Here is a 14494-nt window from a genome sequence, read left to right as displayed (position 1 = left end):
ACCTGCCCGCTTTCGTTGACGTCGAACAGATCTAGGCAGCCGGTCTAAACTTGGCAACCCAGCCTTACCGCGTCGTCACCAAATCGGCCGAGGCGACGAGGTTGCTCGGCGCCCGCGTCTTCTTGAACTTCAGCGTCACCACCTTGTAGCCTTCGGCTTCGAGTTCGGAGAGCAGGGTCGGCAGCATCGTTGCCGTGCGTTTGTGGATGTCATGCATGAGGATGATGCCGCGGCCGCGCTTGTGCAGCAGGTCCATCGTCCGCTGCGTCACGGAGGCCGGCGTGATGGCGAAATAGTCCTTGCTGTCGATATCGACATCCATGACCACCAGATCGCGCATGGCAATCGCGGTGCGCAGCCTGTGGCTCTCGGCCAGATAGGGGAAGCGGAAGAAGGACACGTCGGTTCCCGTCGCCTTGGTCACCGCCAATTCGCCCTTGACGACCTCGGCCATCGCTGCGTCGAAATCAAGCGAAGTCAGGTCGGCGTGGTCGTAAGTGTGACTGCCGATCGTGTTGCCGTCCTCGGCGACCTTGCGGGCCAGCGCCGGATGCATTTCGGCCATTTCGCCGACCATCATGAAGCTGCCCTTGACGCCGAACCGGTCGAGGATCGCCAAGACCTTGTCGGTCCGCCCCGGAATCGGGCCGTCATCGAAGCTCAGGATCACTTCCTTGTCCTGCAGCTTGAGTTCGGCGAGCGAGGAAACTTCCAGCGTCCGCCCGGCCAGTTGGTGCCAGCCGCTCATGCGCGGCGCCGCATCGTCGCCGGCAAAGGCAAGTTTCCGCTCCTCGGGCGCGATCACCGAGGAGGTCTTGATCGAAGTATCCGGGGCCTGTTTGGTGGCGCTGCAGGCAGACAGGGTGGCCGTGAGGGCCATGCAGGACAGAATAAAAAAGCGATACATCGAAAGGGCTCAACAAATCGGTGCCGAATGTTGAGACAACCTTTCGAATTATGGTTAACGATTGGTTGATGGTGGCCGGATTTGTGCCGACACGTGGCACTTCGCCGCGCTTTGGACTGAGCATGATGCCGAAAAGTGTCAGCGGTTTTCGGGCGACATCATCCTCGAAGGGATGTGGCTATCCCGCCATGGCTTCTTCATATTCGGCCGACAGCATCAGCCAGTCTTCCTCGGCGGCAGCCAGCTTGGCCGCAGCCTCGCCGCGCTGCTTTACCTTCTCGGCGGCCTTGGCCGGCGTCTTTTCGTAAAGGGCGGGATTTGCAAGTTCCGCGTCAAGCGCGTGAATCTGTTTCTCCAGTTTCGCCGTCAAGGATTCGATTTCGTTGATCTTTTTCTTGAGCGGCGTCAGCGAGGCGCGACGTTCGGCGTTGAGCTTGCGCTGGTCGGCCTTCGATGTCGCGTCTTCAGCTAGCTGCGGCTTTTCTTCTTTTTTTTTACCGGATGTGACGATCAGGTCGCGGTATTCGTCCATATCACCTTCGAAGGTCGTCACCGTGCCGCCATTGACCAGCCACAGCCGGTCGACCGTCGCCTCGATCAGATGACGATCGTGCGAGATCAGGATGACGGCGCCTTCGTAATCGTTCAGCGCCTCGATCAGCGCCCGGCGGCTATCGATATCGAGGTGGTTGGTGGGTTCGTCGAGGATCAGCAGATTGGGCGCATTGAAGGCGGCAAGCCCCATCAGCAGGCGGGCTTTCTCGCCGCCGGAAAGATCCTTGGCGGCCGTCGCCATCTTCTCGGTCGCAAGCCCCATCTGGGCGACGCGGGCGCGTACCTTGGGCTCCGGCGCGCCGGGCATCAGCCGGCGCACGTGCTCGACCGGCGATTGCTCGGGAATGAGGTCGTCGAGCTGATGCTGCGCGAAGAAGCCGATCTTCAGGCTCGGCGCCAGCTTCACTTCGCCGCTTTCCGGCGCAAGCCGGCCGGAGATGAATTTGGCGAAGGTCGATTTGCCGTTGCCGTTCGAGCCGAGCAGGGCGATGCGGTCGTCATTGTCGATGCGCAGGTTGAGGTTCTTCAGGATAGGATTGCCGGGCTCGTAGCCGACGGCGCCGCTCTGGATCGCGACGATCGGCGAGGCCGGCTGCTTTTCCGGCTCGGGGAAAGTGATCGGCTGTACGTGGTCCTCGATCACGGCGGCGACGGTTCCCATGCGCTCGAGCGCCTTGACGCGCGACTGCGCCTGCCGGGCCTTGGAAGCCTTGGCCTTGAAGCGGTCGATGAAGCTCTGCAGATGTTTGCGCGCAGCGTCGTTCTTGGCCTTGGCCTTGGTCTGCAGCTCGTCGGCTTCCGCCTTCTGCCGCTCGAACTGGTCGTAGCCGCCGCGATAGAAGGTCAGCTTCTTCTGGTCGAGATGGACGATCGCATTGACCGCATTGTTCAGGAGGTCGCGATCGTGGCTGATGATGATGACCGTGTGCGGGTAGCGCCGGACATAATCTTCCAACCACAACGTGCCTTCGAGGTCGAGATAGTTGGTCGGCTCGTCGAGCAGCAGCAGATCCGGCTCGGAAAACAGCACGGCGGCGAGTGCCACGCGCATGCGCCAGCCGCCTGAGAAGGAGGAGGCGGGGCGGGCTTGCGCCGCCTGGTCGAAGCCGAGGCCGGCCAGAATGCTTGCCGCGCGCGCTTCGGCCGAATGCGCGTCGATATCGACGAGACGCATCTGGATTTCGGCGATGCGGTGCGGATCGGTCGCCGTTTCCGCCTCGGCAACGAGGGCGGCGCGTTCCTTGTCGGCTGAAAGCACGATCTCGATCAGGGATTCCTCGGTCGCCGGGGCTTCCTGCGCCACCTGGCCGATGCGTGCCGCCTTCGGGATCGACACCGATCCGGTCTCCGAGCCGAGATCGCCGGTGATGACGCGAAACAGCGTGGACTTGCCGGCGCCGTTACGCCCGACGAGCCCCGCCTTCGTGCCCGAAGGCAGCGAAATGCTGGCATTGTCGAGAAGCAGGCGCCCGGCAATGCGGGCGGAAATATCGGTGAGCGTGATCATGGCCGGCGTTTTGGCCGAAAGCGCCCGCCAAGGCAAGAGCGCTTATCCAAGCTTGCATGTCCCACGGTAAGCTTGTTTATCCCGCGACAAGCCTGCTTGTCGCCGGCAAGCGCGCTGTCCGCCGGTCCGCGCCTTCAGTGGCCGAAAGCCTGCACCGGCCGTCGCGGGTTGGACTGTGCGGCAAGAAGCGCCACGCGGGCATTGGCCTGCAACTGGCCGGGCGTTGCCGCGTCGGTGCTGAGCGCCAGGCCGATCGAGATGGTCAGCCTGCCGTGATCGGCCTTGTCGGAGGTCGCAAAGACGAGATTATCCTCGACCGAGGCGCGCAGGCGTTCGGCGATCGTCATCGCATCCTGCATGCCGACGTTGGAAAACAACAGCGCGAATTCGTCAGCCTCGGTGCGGGCGACGAAGTCGTTCTTCTTGATCGATTTGCGGAAAAGGCCCGCCAGCTTCTTCAGCAGCTTGTTGCCGGCCTGGGTGCCATATCTGTCGTTGAGTTCGGTGAAATTGTCGATATCGACCATAACCAGCGCGCTGCCGGCAAAACCCTCTTCGCGCTCATAGAGATCGGCGATCTCCCGGTTCAGCGCGATGCGGTTCGGAAGTCCGGTAATCCGGTCGGCGACGGCGGCCGATTGCATTGCCAAAATGCCGCGCTCCAGCGTTTCCAGCCTCTTGACATCGTCCTCCAGCCGGGCGCCGATTTCCATCTCCGCCGACAGCACCGTCGAAAGCGAGGCGGAGAGGTAATCGACCTCGCCGATGAACGCGGCAAGGCTTTGGTCCTCGTGGCCAGAGACGGATTTCAGGATTGTGGCGCAGGCGCGTGCAAAGGCTTCTCTGTGTCGCAGCCCTTCTGCAAGCCTCTCCGCCGCTTCGCGCAGCATCCGGCTCGCCTCGTTCTGCGAAGCCTCGGCCGCCAGCCCGCAATGGCTGACGAGACGGTATTTCAGTCCGAGTTCATCGAGCATCGCCTGTTGCGGCTGGGGTCCGAGCGCGGCGATATCCTGCGCAAGACCGGCGTTGAGCCCGATGATTGCCTCGTGGAAGAGTTCGTAGTTGCGCGGCAGCGCCGCGACATTCAGGCGCACCATATGCTGCGCGATCCGTTGAATGTCGGCCATGGGCGCCGGGCGCACCGCTTCGCGCGGCACCAGTGCGTTTGCGCTTGCATTCTGCATGACGATCCCTCGCAGCCCGGCTTTTCCCTTCATTCCGCTATGCCGACAAGGCTTTAAGAGTGGCTGAATTTTTGGCGGGGAAGCGCCGACTTTGCGACCGAATCCGCAAAGGCGGTTAATGCGGTCTTGATGATGAAGGCCTCACATCCACTCTCGCCCCTCGCTGCGCAGGAAGTAGATGAGATCAAGCCCGAGGCTCGGCTTGCCGAGCGCCGTCAGCGTCATGTGGCATTGGCCGCGATGATGGGTCTGGTGGTTGAAGAGATGCGAGAGCGCTGTCCACAGCGGCTGGGTGATCTCGATCGGCTGCGACACCGGCGAGTAGGTGAAGTTGGCGGCAAGCCTTGCCTCATCGAGCGCGCCGGTCCAGGCAATGATCCGCTCGTCTTCCGTCTTGCGGGCGGCGGCAAGCGCATGCCTCTCTTCATAGAGAATGGCATCGAGGCTCGTCGGCGCCTCGCCGGTGCCGGTGAAGCGCTTCATCCATATCCGGTCGGCGACCATCAGATGATTGAGCGTGCGATGCAGCGAGCCGAAGAAGGCGCCGCGGTCGCTGCGGAATTCCGCGTCGCTGATATCAGCCGCGGCTGCATAGACCTGGGCATTGGCCCAGCGATTATAGGCGGCGAACATCCTGTATTGCCTGAGCATGCGGTTCCCCCTTTGGCGTATCGGCAGTCTAGCCAGTTTCCCTAGAAGCGGGAGTGATGACGCCATGAAATTTCCTGATTTGATCGCAGGCGCTTTCTGTCGTGGAATGCTGGGAATTGCGATTTCGAAAGGATTGTCATGACCCGAGCCCTCTATTCCCTCTGCGGCGCCGATGAACAGCACTTCTTCTCACCTCATTGCTGGAAGGCGGTAATGGCGCTGGCGCATAAGGGGCTCGATTTCGAGGAAATCCCGACGACCTATGCCCGCATCCGCGCAATCGGCGGCGGCGTCTCGCAGACCGTGCCCGTCCTCGACGACAACGGCCGGCTGATCCCCGACAGTTTCGACATCGCCCTCTATCTCGAAGAGGCCTATCCCGAGCGGCCGTCGCTTTTTAACGGCGAGGGCGGCAAGGCGCTGTCGCGCATGGTCGAGGGCTATTCGCAGATGATCATTCATCCGGCGATCATGCGGATCGCCCTTCTTGATATCCACGCCAACCTCGACGAGGGAGACAAGGCCTATTTCCGCGAGAGCCGCGAGGTCAGGCTCGGTAAGCCGCTGGAGGTGATTGCCGCCGACAGCGACGCGGAGAAAGCCGCCTTCGGCGCCAAGCTGGAGCCGCTCCGGCACATGCTGAAATTCCAGCCCTTCATCGGCGGGCAAACGCCGCTCTTTGCCGATTATATCGTCTTCGGCGCGCTGCAATGGCTGCGCGTCTGCGCCGGTCTCGCCATGCTGGCCGCCGACGATCCCGTCCTGGGCTGGTTCGAGCGCTGCCTCGATCTCCACGAAAGCCGCGGCCGGACTGTGACAGCGGCGTGAAATTGCCGTCGACCCCTTGTTTTCGGGCGGTGGGGCGGGTAAAGACCGCCCACTTTTCCCGAGAAAACAGAGGATTTGACTATGGCGATTGAACGCACCTTCTCGATGATCAAGCCGGATGCAACCAAGCGCAACCTGACGGGCGCCATCACCAAGATGCTCGAAGATGCCGGCCTGCGCGTCGTCGCCTCCAAGCGCGTCTGGATGAGCCGCCGCGAAGCCGAAGGCTTCTACGCTGTGCACAAGGATCGCCCCTTCTTCGGCGAACTCGTCGAAGGCATGACCTCCGGCCCGACCGTCGTTCAGGTTCTGGAAGGCGAAGGCGCCATCCTCAAGAACCGCGAGATCATGGGCGCGACCAACCCAGCAAACGCTGATGAAGGCACGATCCGTAAGGTTCACGCCCTGTCGATCGGCGAAAATTCCGTTCACGGCTCGGATGCTCCGGAAACGGCTGCCCAGGAAATCAAGTACTGGTTCTCCGATACCGAAGTCGTCGGCTAAGGCCGCGCTTCGGCATTGGCTGGCAATGCCTTGAATTGTCTCTCGAAAGCCGGGGCGTCGCTCCGGCTTTTCTATGCCCGGACGTCCTCTATGCCGGGCATTTGTCGGTATTCGAGAAATCGACGCTGCCGTCCGGCTTGAAGACCTCCGGGTTCTTGTCATAAAGCGCACCGACGACAAGTGGCTTGCTCGGCAGCACGGTCTGGTCCAGGTCGGATCGGAATAGCGTCTTCAATTCCTGCAGCACCTTGCCGTCCTTGTCGACCAGCCGGAGGCTGACGGAATAGGGACGGTCCTTGCGCACGCAGTGCAGGTTTTGGCTCTGCAGCGCGATCTTGTCGTCGATCGGATAGATTTTCTGGTTCAGCACCAGCGGATCGCCGCCTTGAGGATTTTCGAATTCGGCGATGATGACCGAACCGTCGGGGATGGGACCTGTCTTCTTCAGCGTCAACAGATAGGTGGCGCTCGCCACCCGATAGTTGAAGACGAAGAGATGGCCGGTCACCTCGACGAGGTTTTCCGCCTGGCGCTGGCAGGCAGACAGCAGAAGGCTGGCCGCTGCCGCCGTTACGATCAGATGTTTTCTCATGGCGTCTCCTCCTTTTTGCGGCGGTAGTGCCGGTTCGCCTTGGCGCGGTTGCCGCAGACCGCCATGTCGCACCAGGCGCGGCTCCTGTTCTTGCTGCGATCGATGAACAGCCAGCCGCAATTGCCGCAAATCTTCATGCGTTCCGCATCCGGCATGGCGACCAGCCGCAGCACCGAATGGGCGGTGGCCGCGGCCACGCTCTCGGGGCTTGCCTCGCGCAGAACTTTTGCCAGCGCCTCCAGCAGACCGGCCAGCAATTGGTCGTCGCCGCCATCCAGTATACGCTTGCGGAAATAGCGGTCGATCGCTTCCCGCAGCGCGAGGAAATCCGTCTCGTTTTCCGCCGCCACCGGCGCGATATCGCCGAAAAGGGCCCGTTCGGCGCAGAATTCGGCAGCGGCGCGCGGAAAGTCCTGCATCTGGTCCCGAACCGCGAAGCGGTCGATCCGCCGGGTTGCATCATGGCGCAGCACGACGCTGTTGGCGACATCAAGCGCCAGTGCGCCGCCGGCAAAGCGGTGAGGGGTCCAGGAAAAGCTCATGATGAAATTATAACTGGTGAAATAAGTTTTACCAGTTATAATTTGGCGACGCGGAGTGCATGGAATGGCCTATCTTTTGCAGCAGCTGGCGAATGCGGTTCCGCTCGCCGCTCTTTATGCCGCGCTCGCCTTCGGTTATGCCGTCGCCTTCGGCGTGACGAAGCGGGCCGACATCACCTATGGGGCGATCTTCGCTTTCTCCGGCCAGATCCTGCTGTTGTTTACCGAGCTCGCCTTCAACCGCTTCTGGCTGGTGCTGCCGGCCGCTCTTGCCGTCGGCGCCTGCGCTGCCATCGCCTATTCGCTGGCGGCGGGCCTATGGATCGGCCGCTCGATCATGCTGCCGCTGGTCAGCAAATCTCCGAATACGGTGATCGTCGCGGCCCTCGGGATCATGATCGTGCTGATGGAAACCGCCCGGCTTGCCGCCAATACCCGTGCCATCTGGCTGCCGCCGTTCCTGAACGACACGGTCGTCTTCTGGAACGATGGCCCGTTCAAGGTGACGCTCACCTATATCCAGCTGATCGACACGGCGCTGATGGCAGCCGTCGTCGCGATCGGGACGCTGATCCTCAGGCGCACCGCCTGGGGCCGCATCTGGCGCGCCGTCACCGACGATCCGCTGGCCGCCGAACTCTGCGGCACCAGCGCCGACCGCGTCTTTCTCGTCGCTTATGCGGCAGCCAGCCTCGTCGCCACGATCTGCGGCATCCTCGCGACCTTCTATTACGGCTCGATGGATTTCGGCGCCGGCCTGATGTTCGGGCTGAAAGTGCTGCTGATTGCGGCTGTCGGCGGCTATTCCGATCCGTTGCGCTCGGCAGGCGGCGCCGCTGCCCTCGCTGTCGTCGAGACCTTATGGGGCGCCTATGGCCCCTTCGTCTGGCGCGATTTCGTCATCTTTTCGCTGCTCGTCCTGCTCCTGGTCATGAGCCGCAGGGAGCGGGTCGTCCTCTGATTACTTCCACTTGTCGCGCGCCGTATCGTCGGCATCCTTCGCCGCGACCCAGTCGCCCGCGGCGCCATCCCGACCGTGTTCCTTCTTCCAGAAGGGTGCCGCGGTCTTCAGGAAATCCATGACGAAATTGGCCCCATCGAATGCCGCCTGCCGATGCGGCGCGGCTGCGACGACGAGGACGATATTCTCGCCCACGGCGATCTTGCCGTAGCGGTGGATGGCGGTGAGGCCGAGCAGCCCGAAGCGCTCGATGGCGAGTTCGCCGATGCGGGTCATCTCGGCTTCGGCCATGCCGGGGTAATGTTCGAGTTCGAGGGCGGCGAGGGTTCCGCCGTCATCGCGGCAGAAGCCGGAGAAGGTGACAATCGCGCCGACGCCGGGGTTGTTTTTGGAGTGTTGATCGACCTCGGCCTGAAGGTCGAAGTCCTCGCGCTGGACGCGGATGGTGAGGGGGAGCGTCAATGCAACCTCCCCTTCTCCCCAGCGGGGAGAAGATGTCCGAAGGACAGATGAGGGGGGTGAGCGGCAAAAGCCGCGAACGCACTGAGCGCAAGCGAAGGGCAGCGTTGTTCCCCGCGGCCCCCTCATCCGCCCTTCGGGCACCTTCTCCCCGAGGGGAGAAGGGGGAACATGCCGCGCCCGCCCTCATCTCGCTCACCCCCCCGTCATCGGCGGAAATATCCCGATCTCCCGTGCGGCGCCGATCGGCTCGTCATGTTCGACATGCTCCATGTCGAGCGCCACGCGGATCACGTCGGGATATTGAAGTGCGGCCTCATATTCTTCGCCCAGCGTCTTCAAATGATTCAGAAGATCGGTCACTGTGACGACGGAGGAGGGGAGGTCGATCTCCTCCTCGCCCTTGCCGATGCGCTCGCGCACCCATGCGAAATAGACAAGCCGCGTCATTCCTCGTCATCCACGATGTGTTTCAGCCCGGCACGGAAATAATCATATCCTGTATAGATGGTCAGCAGTGCGGCGATCCACAGAAGCGCGATGCCGGTCTGCGTCGTATAGGGGAAAATCTCGTCGCCGGCAGGTCCCGCGAGCAGGAAGGCGATGGCGACCAGCTGCAGCGTCGTCTTCCACTTGGCGATCCGCGTCACCGGCACGCTGACTTTCAGCGCCGCCAGATATTCGCGCAAGCCGGAAACCAGGATCTCGCGGCAGAGAATGGTGATCGCCGCCCAGATCGACCAGCCGGCGATGGTCTGGTCGGCTGCGACCAGGAGCAGGATCGAGGCGACCAGCAGCTTGTCGGCGATCGGATCGAGCATGCGGCCGATATTCGAGGTCTGATTCCAGATGCGCGCGAGATAGCCGTCGAGGAAATCGGTGATCGAGGCGATGACGAAGATCCACAGCGCCACCCAGCGCGCCGTGTTGCTGATCGACAGCCTGCCCTCGATGAAGAAGCAGAGAACGATCAGCGGTACCGCGAGGATACGGCCGTAGGTCAGGAGGTTGGGGATGCTGTACGCACGCGATGCCATGGGATCGTTTCTCTGACTTGATGCGCCGCTGCAGCGCCGCGCGTCTTTTCAGGACGCTGTAACACTTTGAATCGACGCATCGGGCTTTCCTGATATCGAGTCCAATTTTCGGGCCGATGCGGTAGATGACGGCTTTGACCGCGGACCGTCAACATTCTTTCTGTCTTTTCACTGCCTTTGCGTGGAATTTGCGACGGGCGCCGGTTATTTCGCGGCGTCGTCGTGGAAATGGTTGTAGACCTGCTTGGCGACGGCCTCCGAAATGCCTTCCACCGCCATCAGATCGGAGAGAGCGGCGCGCGAAACCGCTTTCGCCGTGCCGAAATGCTGAAGCAGCGCGCGCTTGCGCGAGGGTCCGATGCCGCCGATCTCGTCGAGCGGGTTCTTCACCATTTCCTTCTTGCGCCGGGCCCGATGCGAGCCGATCGCGAAACGATGCGCTTCGTCCCGCATGCGCTGGACGAAATAGAGCACCGGATCGCGCGGCGGCAGGGTAAAACTCTCGCGCCCCGGCGGGAAGAACCGTTCGCGCCCAGCATCGCGGTCGACACCCTTGGCGATGCCGATCGCCGTCACGCTGTCGGTGATGCCGAGCTCGGTGAGGATGGCGCGGACCGCCGTCATCTGCCCCTGGCCGCCGTCGATGAGGATCACGTCGGGCCATGTCGGAAACGGCATGTCGGCGGCGTCGGCTGCGGTTGCCTGCGCCGTCCGGTCGGGAATGCCTTCCTCCTTGATCAGCCGCGAGAACCGCCGCGTCATCACCTCCTTCATCATGCCGAAGTCGTCGCCGGGGGTGATGTCGGTCGATTTGATGTTGAACTTGCGGTACTGGTTCTTGACGAAACCTTCCGGTCCCGCGACCACCATGCCGCCGACGGCATTGGTGCCCATGATATGCGAGTTGTCGTAGATCTCGATGCGCTGCGGCGCATAGGCAAGCCCGAACGTGTCCTTGAAACCTTCGAGCAGCCGCGATTGCGACGCCGTCTCGGCAAGCTTTCGCCCATGCGCCTCGCGCGCATTGCCGACGACATGGTCGACGAGATCGCGTTTCTCGCCGCGCCGCGGCACGAGGATCGCAACCTTGTGGCCGGCCTTTTCGCTGAGCGCTGCGGCAAGCAGTTCCATCTCTTCGATCGTTTCCGACAGCATGATCTGCTTCGGCACCGGCTTGTCGTCGTAGAACTGCGCGAGGAAGGCATTCAGCACTTCGGCGCCGGAAAGCTGCGGATCGGCCTTAGGGAAATAGGCGCGATTGCCCCAGTTCTGGCCAGTGCGGAAGAAGAACACCTGGATGCAGGAGACGCCGCCTTCGTGATGGATGGCGAAAACATCCGCCTCTTCGACGCCGGCCGGATTGATGCCCTGGTGGCTCTGCACATGCGAAAGTGCTGCCAGGCGATCGCGATAGATCGCCGCTCGCTCGAAATCGAGGTCCTCGGCCGCCTGGTTCATCGCCTCGGCCATGTGCGACTTCACCTTCTGGCTCTTGCCGGACAGGAAGTCCTTCGCCTCCTGCACCAGTTCACCGTAACCCTCGTCGCTGACCTCATGGGTACACGGCCCAGAACAGCGCTTGATCTGATAGAGCAGGCAGGGACGCGTGCGTGTTTCGAAGACGCTGTCGGTGCAGGTGCGGATCAGGAAGGCGCGCTGCAGCGAATTGATCGTCCGCCCGACCGCGCCGGCCGAAGCGAAAGGCCCGAAGTAGTCGCCCTTTCTGGCCCGCGCGCCGCGATGCTTGAAAATGGCCGGCGCCCGGTGGTCGCCGGTAATGAGGATATAGGGAAAGGACTTGTCGTCGCGCAGCAGCACGTTAAAGCGCGGCCGCAAGCGCTTGATCAGATCTGCTTCCAGGAGCAGCGCTTCGGTTTCCGTGCGCGTCGTCACGAATTCCATATTCGCCGTCTGCCGCACCATCTGGGCGATGCGGTTGGAATGCACGCGGCCGACGGCGTAATTGCCGACGCGCTTCTTCAGGCTGCGTGCCTTGCCGACGTAGAGCACGTCGCCCTCGGCATTGAACATGCGATAGACGCCGGGGCTGTTCGGCAGCCGCTTGACGAATTCGCCGATCAGCTCGGCGCCGATGAGCCCGGTCTCGTTGAGGCTGCCGGCGTTCCAGTCGACCGCAGTCGCAAGCGGGGCAGCGGCGGAAAGGTCGCCTTCCACCTCGATCTCGTCTTCGCTCTCGTCCGTATCGTCGTAGAGAACGCCGCCATCCGGCAGCTTTCGTCCATTCATTCCGTAATCTCCGCCACATCGGGCGTCTGCCAGGCGAGGTGCTGGCCGCCGTCGAGGGCAATCATCTGGCCGGTGATCGAGGGCGTGTCGAAGAGAAAGCGAATCGTCTGCCCGAACTCGCCGAATCCCGGCCCCGCCTTCATGATAAGCCCGTCGATCTGAGCCTGGAAGTCCTCTTCCGACTGTCGCGCGCTGCGCACCGTCGGGCCGGGGCCGATGGCGTTGACGCGCAGCCTCGGCGCAAAGGTCTGCGCCATCGTCTGTGTTGCCGTCCAGAGTGCGGCTTTGGAAAGCGTGTAGGAATAGAAGCCGGGATTGAGCGCCCAGACCCGCTGGTCGATGATGTTGACGATCAGCCCGGTCGCATCGTCGGGTAGCTGTTCGGCAAAGGCTGCGGCAAGGATCGACGGCGCCCGCACATGGACGTCGAAATGCTGCGCCCATGCCTGGGCATCGAAACTGCGGGCCGAATCCTGGCGGAAGATGGAGGCGTTGTTGACGAGCAGGTCGAGCGGACCGAGGTCTTCCGACGCTCTTTTTACGAGCTCGCCGGTTTCGCCGATATTGGTAAGGTCGGCCTTGAGCGCGATCGCCCGATATCCCTTCTGCCGCAATTCCGCCACCAGCTCTTCGGCTTCACTGAGAGAGCCGTTGGCGTGAATGGCAACGGAAAAGCCATTTGCAGCAAGGTCTTCGGCGATTGCCCGGCCTATTCTTTTAGCAGCCCCTGTTACAAGGGCCGAGCGAAGTCTTTTGTGGTTCAAAATCCTGCCTTCTAATCCCGCGAGTCTGTCTGCCGACTATATAGGCGCGGGCGGAGATTATATAAATAGGCTGTTGCGGTTGCATCCGTGGGCGGGATATTCTATGTATTATTTAAGAATGCGATTTCCTAAAATAAGTATTTTCAGTTTAACTCTTCAGTAGGGTTAATGAAGTGTATGTTGCAGGCAAGCAACATCGAATTTCAGCCATGCGGCAGCCACAATGATATCACAATTTGGCTCTTTCAAATCCGCATTTGAGTTCCAATTTCAGTCTCGATCCGGAAGGGACATCTGGCAATACCCCGCCAATGCTTCACTGATAGACAGATGATAAGCGGCGCGGGACTGAAAGGAGACTAAGTATGCGTGTACTCATTGCTGGCCTCATGGCCTCCGTTTTTGCAATTGCGGGCGTCTCGGCAGCTCAGGCGGCCGATGCCGTCGACCAGGTTCCGGAAGCACCGGTCGCCCAGGAAGCCCCGGTCAAGCCGGCCGGCAGCTGGGAAGGCTTTTACCTCGGCGGTGCCGGCACCTACAACATGGGTGACTTCGGTTCCGACCGCCACACCTACGGTTTCGGCGGCCAGGTCTTCACCGGCTACAACTGGCAGCAGGGTCAGATCGTTTACGGCGTTGAATCCGATCTGGGCTACAGCGGCGACGACGTCTCCTCGGGCGGCGTCAAGAACAAGTACGGTTGGAATGGCTCCGTCCGTGGCCGCGTCGGCTACGACATGAACCCCTTCCTGCTCTACGGCACGGCCGGTCTTGCCCTCGGCAACGTCAAGGTTTCCGACGGCACCTCGGACGAAAGCAAGACGAACTATGGCTATACGGTCGGCGCCGGCGTCGAAGCCTTCGTGACAAACAACATCACGACGCGCTTGGAATATCGCTACACCGACTACCAGAGCAAGGATTACGACCTCGACTCCGGCAGCTTCTCGCGCGGTTACGACGAGAACAGCGTCAAGCTCGGTATCGGCGTCAAGTTCTAAGCCGATTGCGCATTCCGACATGCAGAGGCCGGGCACGTCGCCCGGCTTTTTGCTGTTCGCTCCTGTTCGCAGGCGCCCTTCCGCTGGGGACTTACGCGCTCGCCTTGAGCTCGCGATGGGCAGGGAATTTCTTTTCGAACTGCGCCAGCCAGTCGATCAGCGGCGCATGATCGGCTTCCCACTGATCCTTGAAGCGCAGGTCGAGATAATCGAGCGTGGCGGCGAGCGCGAAATGTCCGCCGTTAAGTCTCTTGCCGAGTTTCGGCGGATTGGCACCAAGATGGGCAAGCCCCGCCGTCGCCTTCTTCCATTGCCGGCCGATCCAGGGCTGGTGAACCTTTTCCTCGTCGCGGAAGCGCCGCTCGTAGACGATTGCAAGCAGGCAGTCGCAGATGCCGTCGCAGAGTGCTTCGAGGACCTCGGCATCGGTACGCTTGCCCTTCTTCGAGGGGTAGAGCCCGCCCTTCGTCAGCCGGTCGAAATGATGCATGATGGCTACGCTGTCGAAGATCGAGGCGCCGTCATCGGTCAGAAGTGTGGGGATCTTGCCGAGCGGATTGTTCTCTACCAGGATCGCCGGCGCGGTATTGGTGTCGACCCGGATGGCGTTCAACTCGAGATCCAGGAAATGCGCCGCCATCCGGACTTTGCTGGAATAGGGCGAGGCGGGCGAACAAAGCAGCTTCATAAGACACCTGATGAAATTTGTAGAAAAGTATCGACTGTTACCGAGGCTAGTGCATAAGCCCGAAAAT

16 protein-coding genes are annotated in these 14494 nt (G+C 61.7%); 4 read left to right on the top strand and 12 right to left on the bottom strand.

The window, feature by feature from the left end; all coding sequences use genetic code 11:
• Window positions 1-64: 64 nt before the first annotated feature.
• The 4 genes from ACS4RS_RS00385 to ACS4RS_RS00370 form a co-directional block, all read right to left on the bottom strand.
• Window positions 65-907: a polysaccharide deacetylase family protein gene (locus ACS4RS_RS00385; RefSeq protein WP_449313827.1), complete on the bottom strand. Its 843-nt coding sequence runs from the start codon at window positions 905-907 to the stop codon at window positions 65-67.
• A gap of 178 nt (window positions 908-1085) precedes the next feature.
• Complete coding sequence (locus ACS4RS_RS00380) at window positions 1086-2969, bottom strand: ABC-F family ATP-binding cassette domain-containing protein (RefSeq protein WP_449313826.1); 1884 nt, start codon at window positions 2967-2969, stop codon at window positions 1086-1088.
• A gap of 134 nt (window positions 2970-3103) precedes the next feature.
• Window positions 3104-4153, bottom strand: a complete 1050-nt coding sequence (locus tag ACS4RS_RS00375; RefSeq protein WP_439009190.1) for a diguanylate cyclase domain-containing protein — start codon at window positions 4151-4153, stop codon at window positions 3104-3106.
• A 141-nt stretch (window positions 4154-4294) separates the two neighbouring features.
• On the bottom strand, window positions 4295-4804 hold the full coding sequence (locus ACS4RS_RS00370) for a DinB family protein (protein WP_439009191.1): 510 nt from the start codon (window positions 4802-4804) through the stop codon (window positions 4295-4297).
• 138 nt (window positions 4805-4942) lie between these two features.
• Here ACS4RS_RS00370 and ACS4RS_RS00365 point away from each other — a divergent pair, with 138 nt between their 5' ends.
• Entirely contained in the window at window positions 4943-5632 is a 690-nt protein-coding gene (locus ACS4RS_RS00365) for a glutathione S-transferase family protein (protein WP_439009192.1), read from the top strand.
• Window positions 5633-5713: 81 nt separating this feature from the next.
• Window positions 5714-6136, top strand: a complete 423-nt coding sequence (gene ndk / locus ACS4RS_RS00360; RefSeq protein WP_003574140.1) for a nucleoside-diphosphate kinase — start codon at window positions 5714-5716, stop codon at window positions 6134-6136.
• An 88-nt stretch (window positions 6137-6224) separates the two neighbouring features.
• Here ndk and ACS4RS_RS00355 read toward each other — a convergent pair whose 3' ends face one another.
• Both ACS4RS_RS00355 and ACS4RS_RS00350 read right to left on the bottom strand, forming a co-directional pair.
• Window positions 6225-6728 carry a hypothetical protein gene (locus ACS4RS_RS00355; protein WP_439009193.1) on the bottom strand — a complete coding sequence of 168 codons (504 nt, stop codon included), beginning with the start codon at window positions 6726-6728 and terminating at the stop codon, window positions 6225-6227.
• Window positions 6725-7270, bottom strand: coding sequence for a CGNR zinc finger domain-containing protein (locus tag ACS4RS_RS00350; RefSeq protein ID WP_439009194.1), 546 nt, complete (start codon window positions 7268-7270; stop codon window positions 6725-6727). Before ACS4RS_RS00350 ends, ACS4RS_RS00355 begins: the two co-directional genes overlap by 4 nt.
• A 64-nt stretch (window positions 7271-7334) precedes the next feature.
• Between ACS4RS_RS00350 and ACS4RS_RS00345 the strand changes: the two genes are divergently transcribed.
• On the top strand, window positions 7335-8231 hold the full coding sequence (locus ACS4RS_RS00345) for an ABC transporter permease subunit (protein WP_439009195.1): 897 nt from the start codon (window positions 7335-7337) through the stop codon (window positions 8229-8231).
• Here the strand turns inward: ACS4RS_RS00345 and ACS4RS_RS00340 are convergent, their stop codons facing one another.
• The 5 genes from ACS4RS_RS00340 to ACS4RS_RS00320 all read right to left on the bottom strand — a co-directional run bounded on the left by ACS4RS_RS00340 (window position 8232) and on the right by ACS4RS_RS00320 (window position 12738).
• Window positions 8232-8693, bottom strand: coding sequence for a molybdenum cofactor biosynthesis protein MoaE (locus ACS4RS_RS00340; protein ID WP_439009196.1), 462 nt, complete (start codon window positions 8691-8693; stop codon window positions 8232-8234).
• 192 nt (window positions 8694-8885) lie between these two features.
• Window positions 8886-9140 carry a molybdopterin converting factor subunit 1 gene (gene moaD, locus ACS4RS_RS00335; protein ID WP_179610842.1) on the bottom strand — a complete coding sequence of 85 codons (255 nt, stop codon included), beginning with the start codon at window positions 9138-9140 and terminating at the stop codon, window positions 8886-8888.
• Window positions 9137-9727, bottom strand: a complete 591-nt coding sequence (gene pgsA / locus ACS4RS_RS00330) for a CDP-diacylglycerol--glycerol-3-phosphate 3-phosphatidyltransferase (RefSeq protein ID WP_003587473.1) — start codon at window positions 9725-9727, stop codon at window positions 9137-9139. The genes moaD and pgsA overlap by 4 nt, the downstream gene beginning before the upstream one ends.
• 204 nt (window positions 9728-9931) lie before the next feature.
• A complete protein-coding gene (gene uvrC / locus ACS4RS_RS00325; RefSeq protein ID WP_439009197.1) occupies window positions 9932-11974 on the bottom strand; it encodes an excinuclease ABC subunit UvrC in 2043 nt (680 codons plus the stop codon).
• Entirely contained in the window at window positions 11971-12738 is a 768-nt protein-coding gene (locus ACS4RS_RS00320; protein ID WP_012557188.1) for an SDR family oxidoreductase, read from the bottom strand. The genes uvrC and ACS4RS_RS00320 overlap by 4 nt, the downstream gene beginning before the upstream one ends.
• 365 nt (window positions 12739-13103) lie before the next feature.
• Here ACS4RS_RS00320 and ACS4RS_RS00315 point away from each other — a divergent pair, with 365 nt between their 5' ends.
• Complete coding sequence (locus ACS4RS_RS00315; RefSeq protein ID WP_439009198.1) at window positions 13104-13739, top strand: outer membrane beta-barrel protein; 636 nt, start codon at window positions 13104-13106, stop codon at window positions 13737-13739.
• Window positions 13740-13830: 91 nt separating this feature from the next.
• Here the strand turns inward: ACS4RS_RS00315 and ACS4RS_RS00310 are convergent, their stop codons facing one another.
• Entirely contained in the window at window positions 13831-14427 is a 597-nt protein-coding gene (locus ACS4RS_RS00310) for a glutathione S-transferase family protein (RefSeq protein WP_439009199.1), read from the bottom strand.
• Between the last annotated feature and the right edge of the window lie 67 nt (window positions 14428-14494).

The sequence above is a fragment of the Rhizobium sp. F40D2 genome, assembly GCF_051810745.2.
In the GTDB taxonomy this organism is placed as follows: Bacteria; Pseudomonadota; Alphaproteobacteria; order Rhizobiales; family Rhizobiaceae; genus Rhizobium.
This window is presented reverse-complemented; position numbering and strand designations above follow the sequence as displayed.

What these genes read in the sequence shown, in the direction of transcription:
- ACS4RS_RS00370 (WP_439009191.1), bottom strand. Translation starts at nt 4,804, where the DNA reads ATGCTCAGGCAATACAGGATGTTCGCCGCCTATAATCGCTGGGCCAAT.
- ACS4RS_RS00375 (WP_439009190.1), bottom strand. Translation starts at nt 4,153, where the DNA reads ATGCAGAATGCAAGCGCAAACGCACTGGTGCCGCGCGAAGCGGTGCGC.
- ACS4RS_RS00355 (WP_439009193.1), bottom strand. Translation starts at nt 6,728, where the DNA reads ATGAGAAAACATCTGATCGTAACGGCGGCAGCGGCCAGCCTTCTGCTG.
- ACS4RS_RS00345 (WP_439009195.1), top strand. Translation starts at nt 7,335, where the DNA reads ATGGCCTATCTTTTGCAGCAGCTGGCGAATGCGGTTCCGCTCGCCGCT.
- ndk (WP_003574140.1), top strand. Translation starts at nt 5,714, where the DNA reads ATGGCGATTGAACGCACCTTCTCGATGATCAAGCCGGATGCAACCAAG.
- uvrC (WP_439009197.1), bottom strand. Translation starts at nt 11,974, where the DNA reads ATGAATGGACGAAAGCTGCCGGATGGCGGCGTTCTCTACGACGATACG.
- ACS4RS_RS00315 (WP_439009198.1), top strand. Translation starts at nt 13,104, where the DNA reads ATGCGTGTACTCATTGCTGGCCTCATGGCCTCCGTTTTTGCAATTGCG.
- ACS4RS_RS00350 (WP_439009194.1), bottom strand. Translation starts at nt 7,270, where the DNA reads ATGAGCTTTTCCTGGACCCCTCACCGCTTTGCCGGCGGCGCACTGGCG.
- ACS4RS_RS00310 (WP_439009199.1), bottom strand. Translation starts at nt 14,427, where the DNA reads ATGAAGCTGCTTTGTTCGCCCGCCTCGCCCTATTCCAGCAAAGTCCGG.
- ACS4RS_RS00385 (WP_449313827.1), bottom strand. Translation starts at nt 907, where the DNA reads ATGTATCGCTTTTTTATTCTGTCCTGCATGGCCCTCACGGCCACCCTG.
- ACS4RS_RS00365 (WP_439009192.1), top strand. Translation starts at nt 4,943, where the DNA reads ATGACCCGAGCCCTCTATTCCCTCTGCGGCGCCGATGAACAGCACTTC.
- ACS4RS_RS00380 (WP_449313826.1), bottom strand. Translation starts at nt 2,969, where the DNA reads ATGATCACGCTCACCGATATTTCCGCCCGCATTGCCGGGCGCCTGCTT.
- moaD (WP_179610842.1), bottom strand. Translation starts at nt 9,140, where the DNA reads ATGACGCGGCTTGTCTATTTCGCATGGGTGCGCGAGCGCATCGGCAAG.
- pgsA (WP_003587473.1), bottom strand. Translation starts at nt 9,727, where the DNA reads ATGGCATCGCGTGCGTACAGCATCCCCAACCTCCTGACCTACGGCCGT.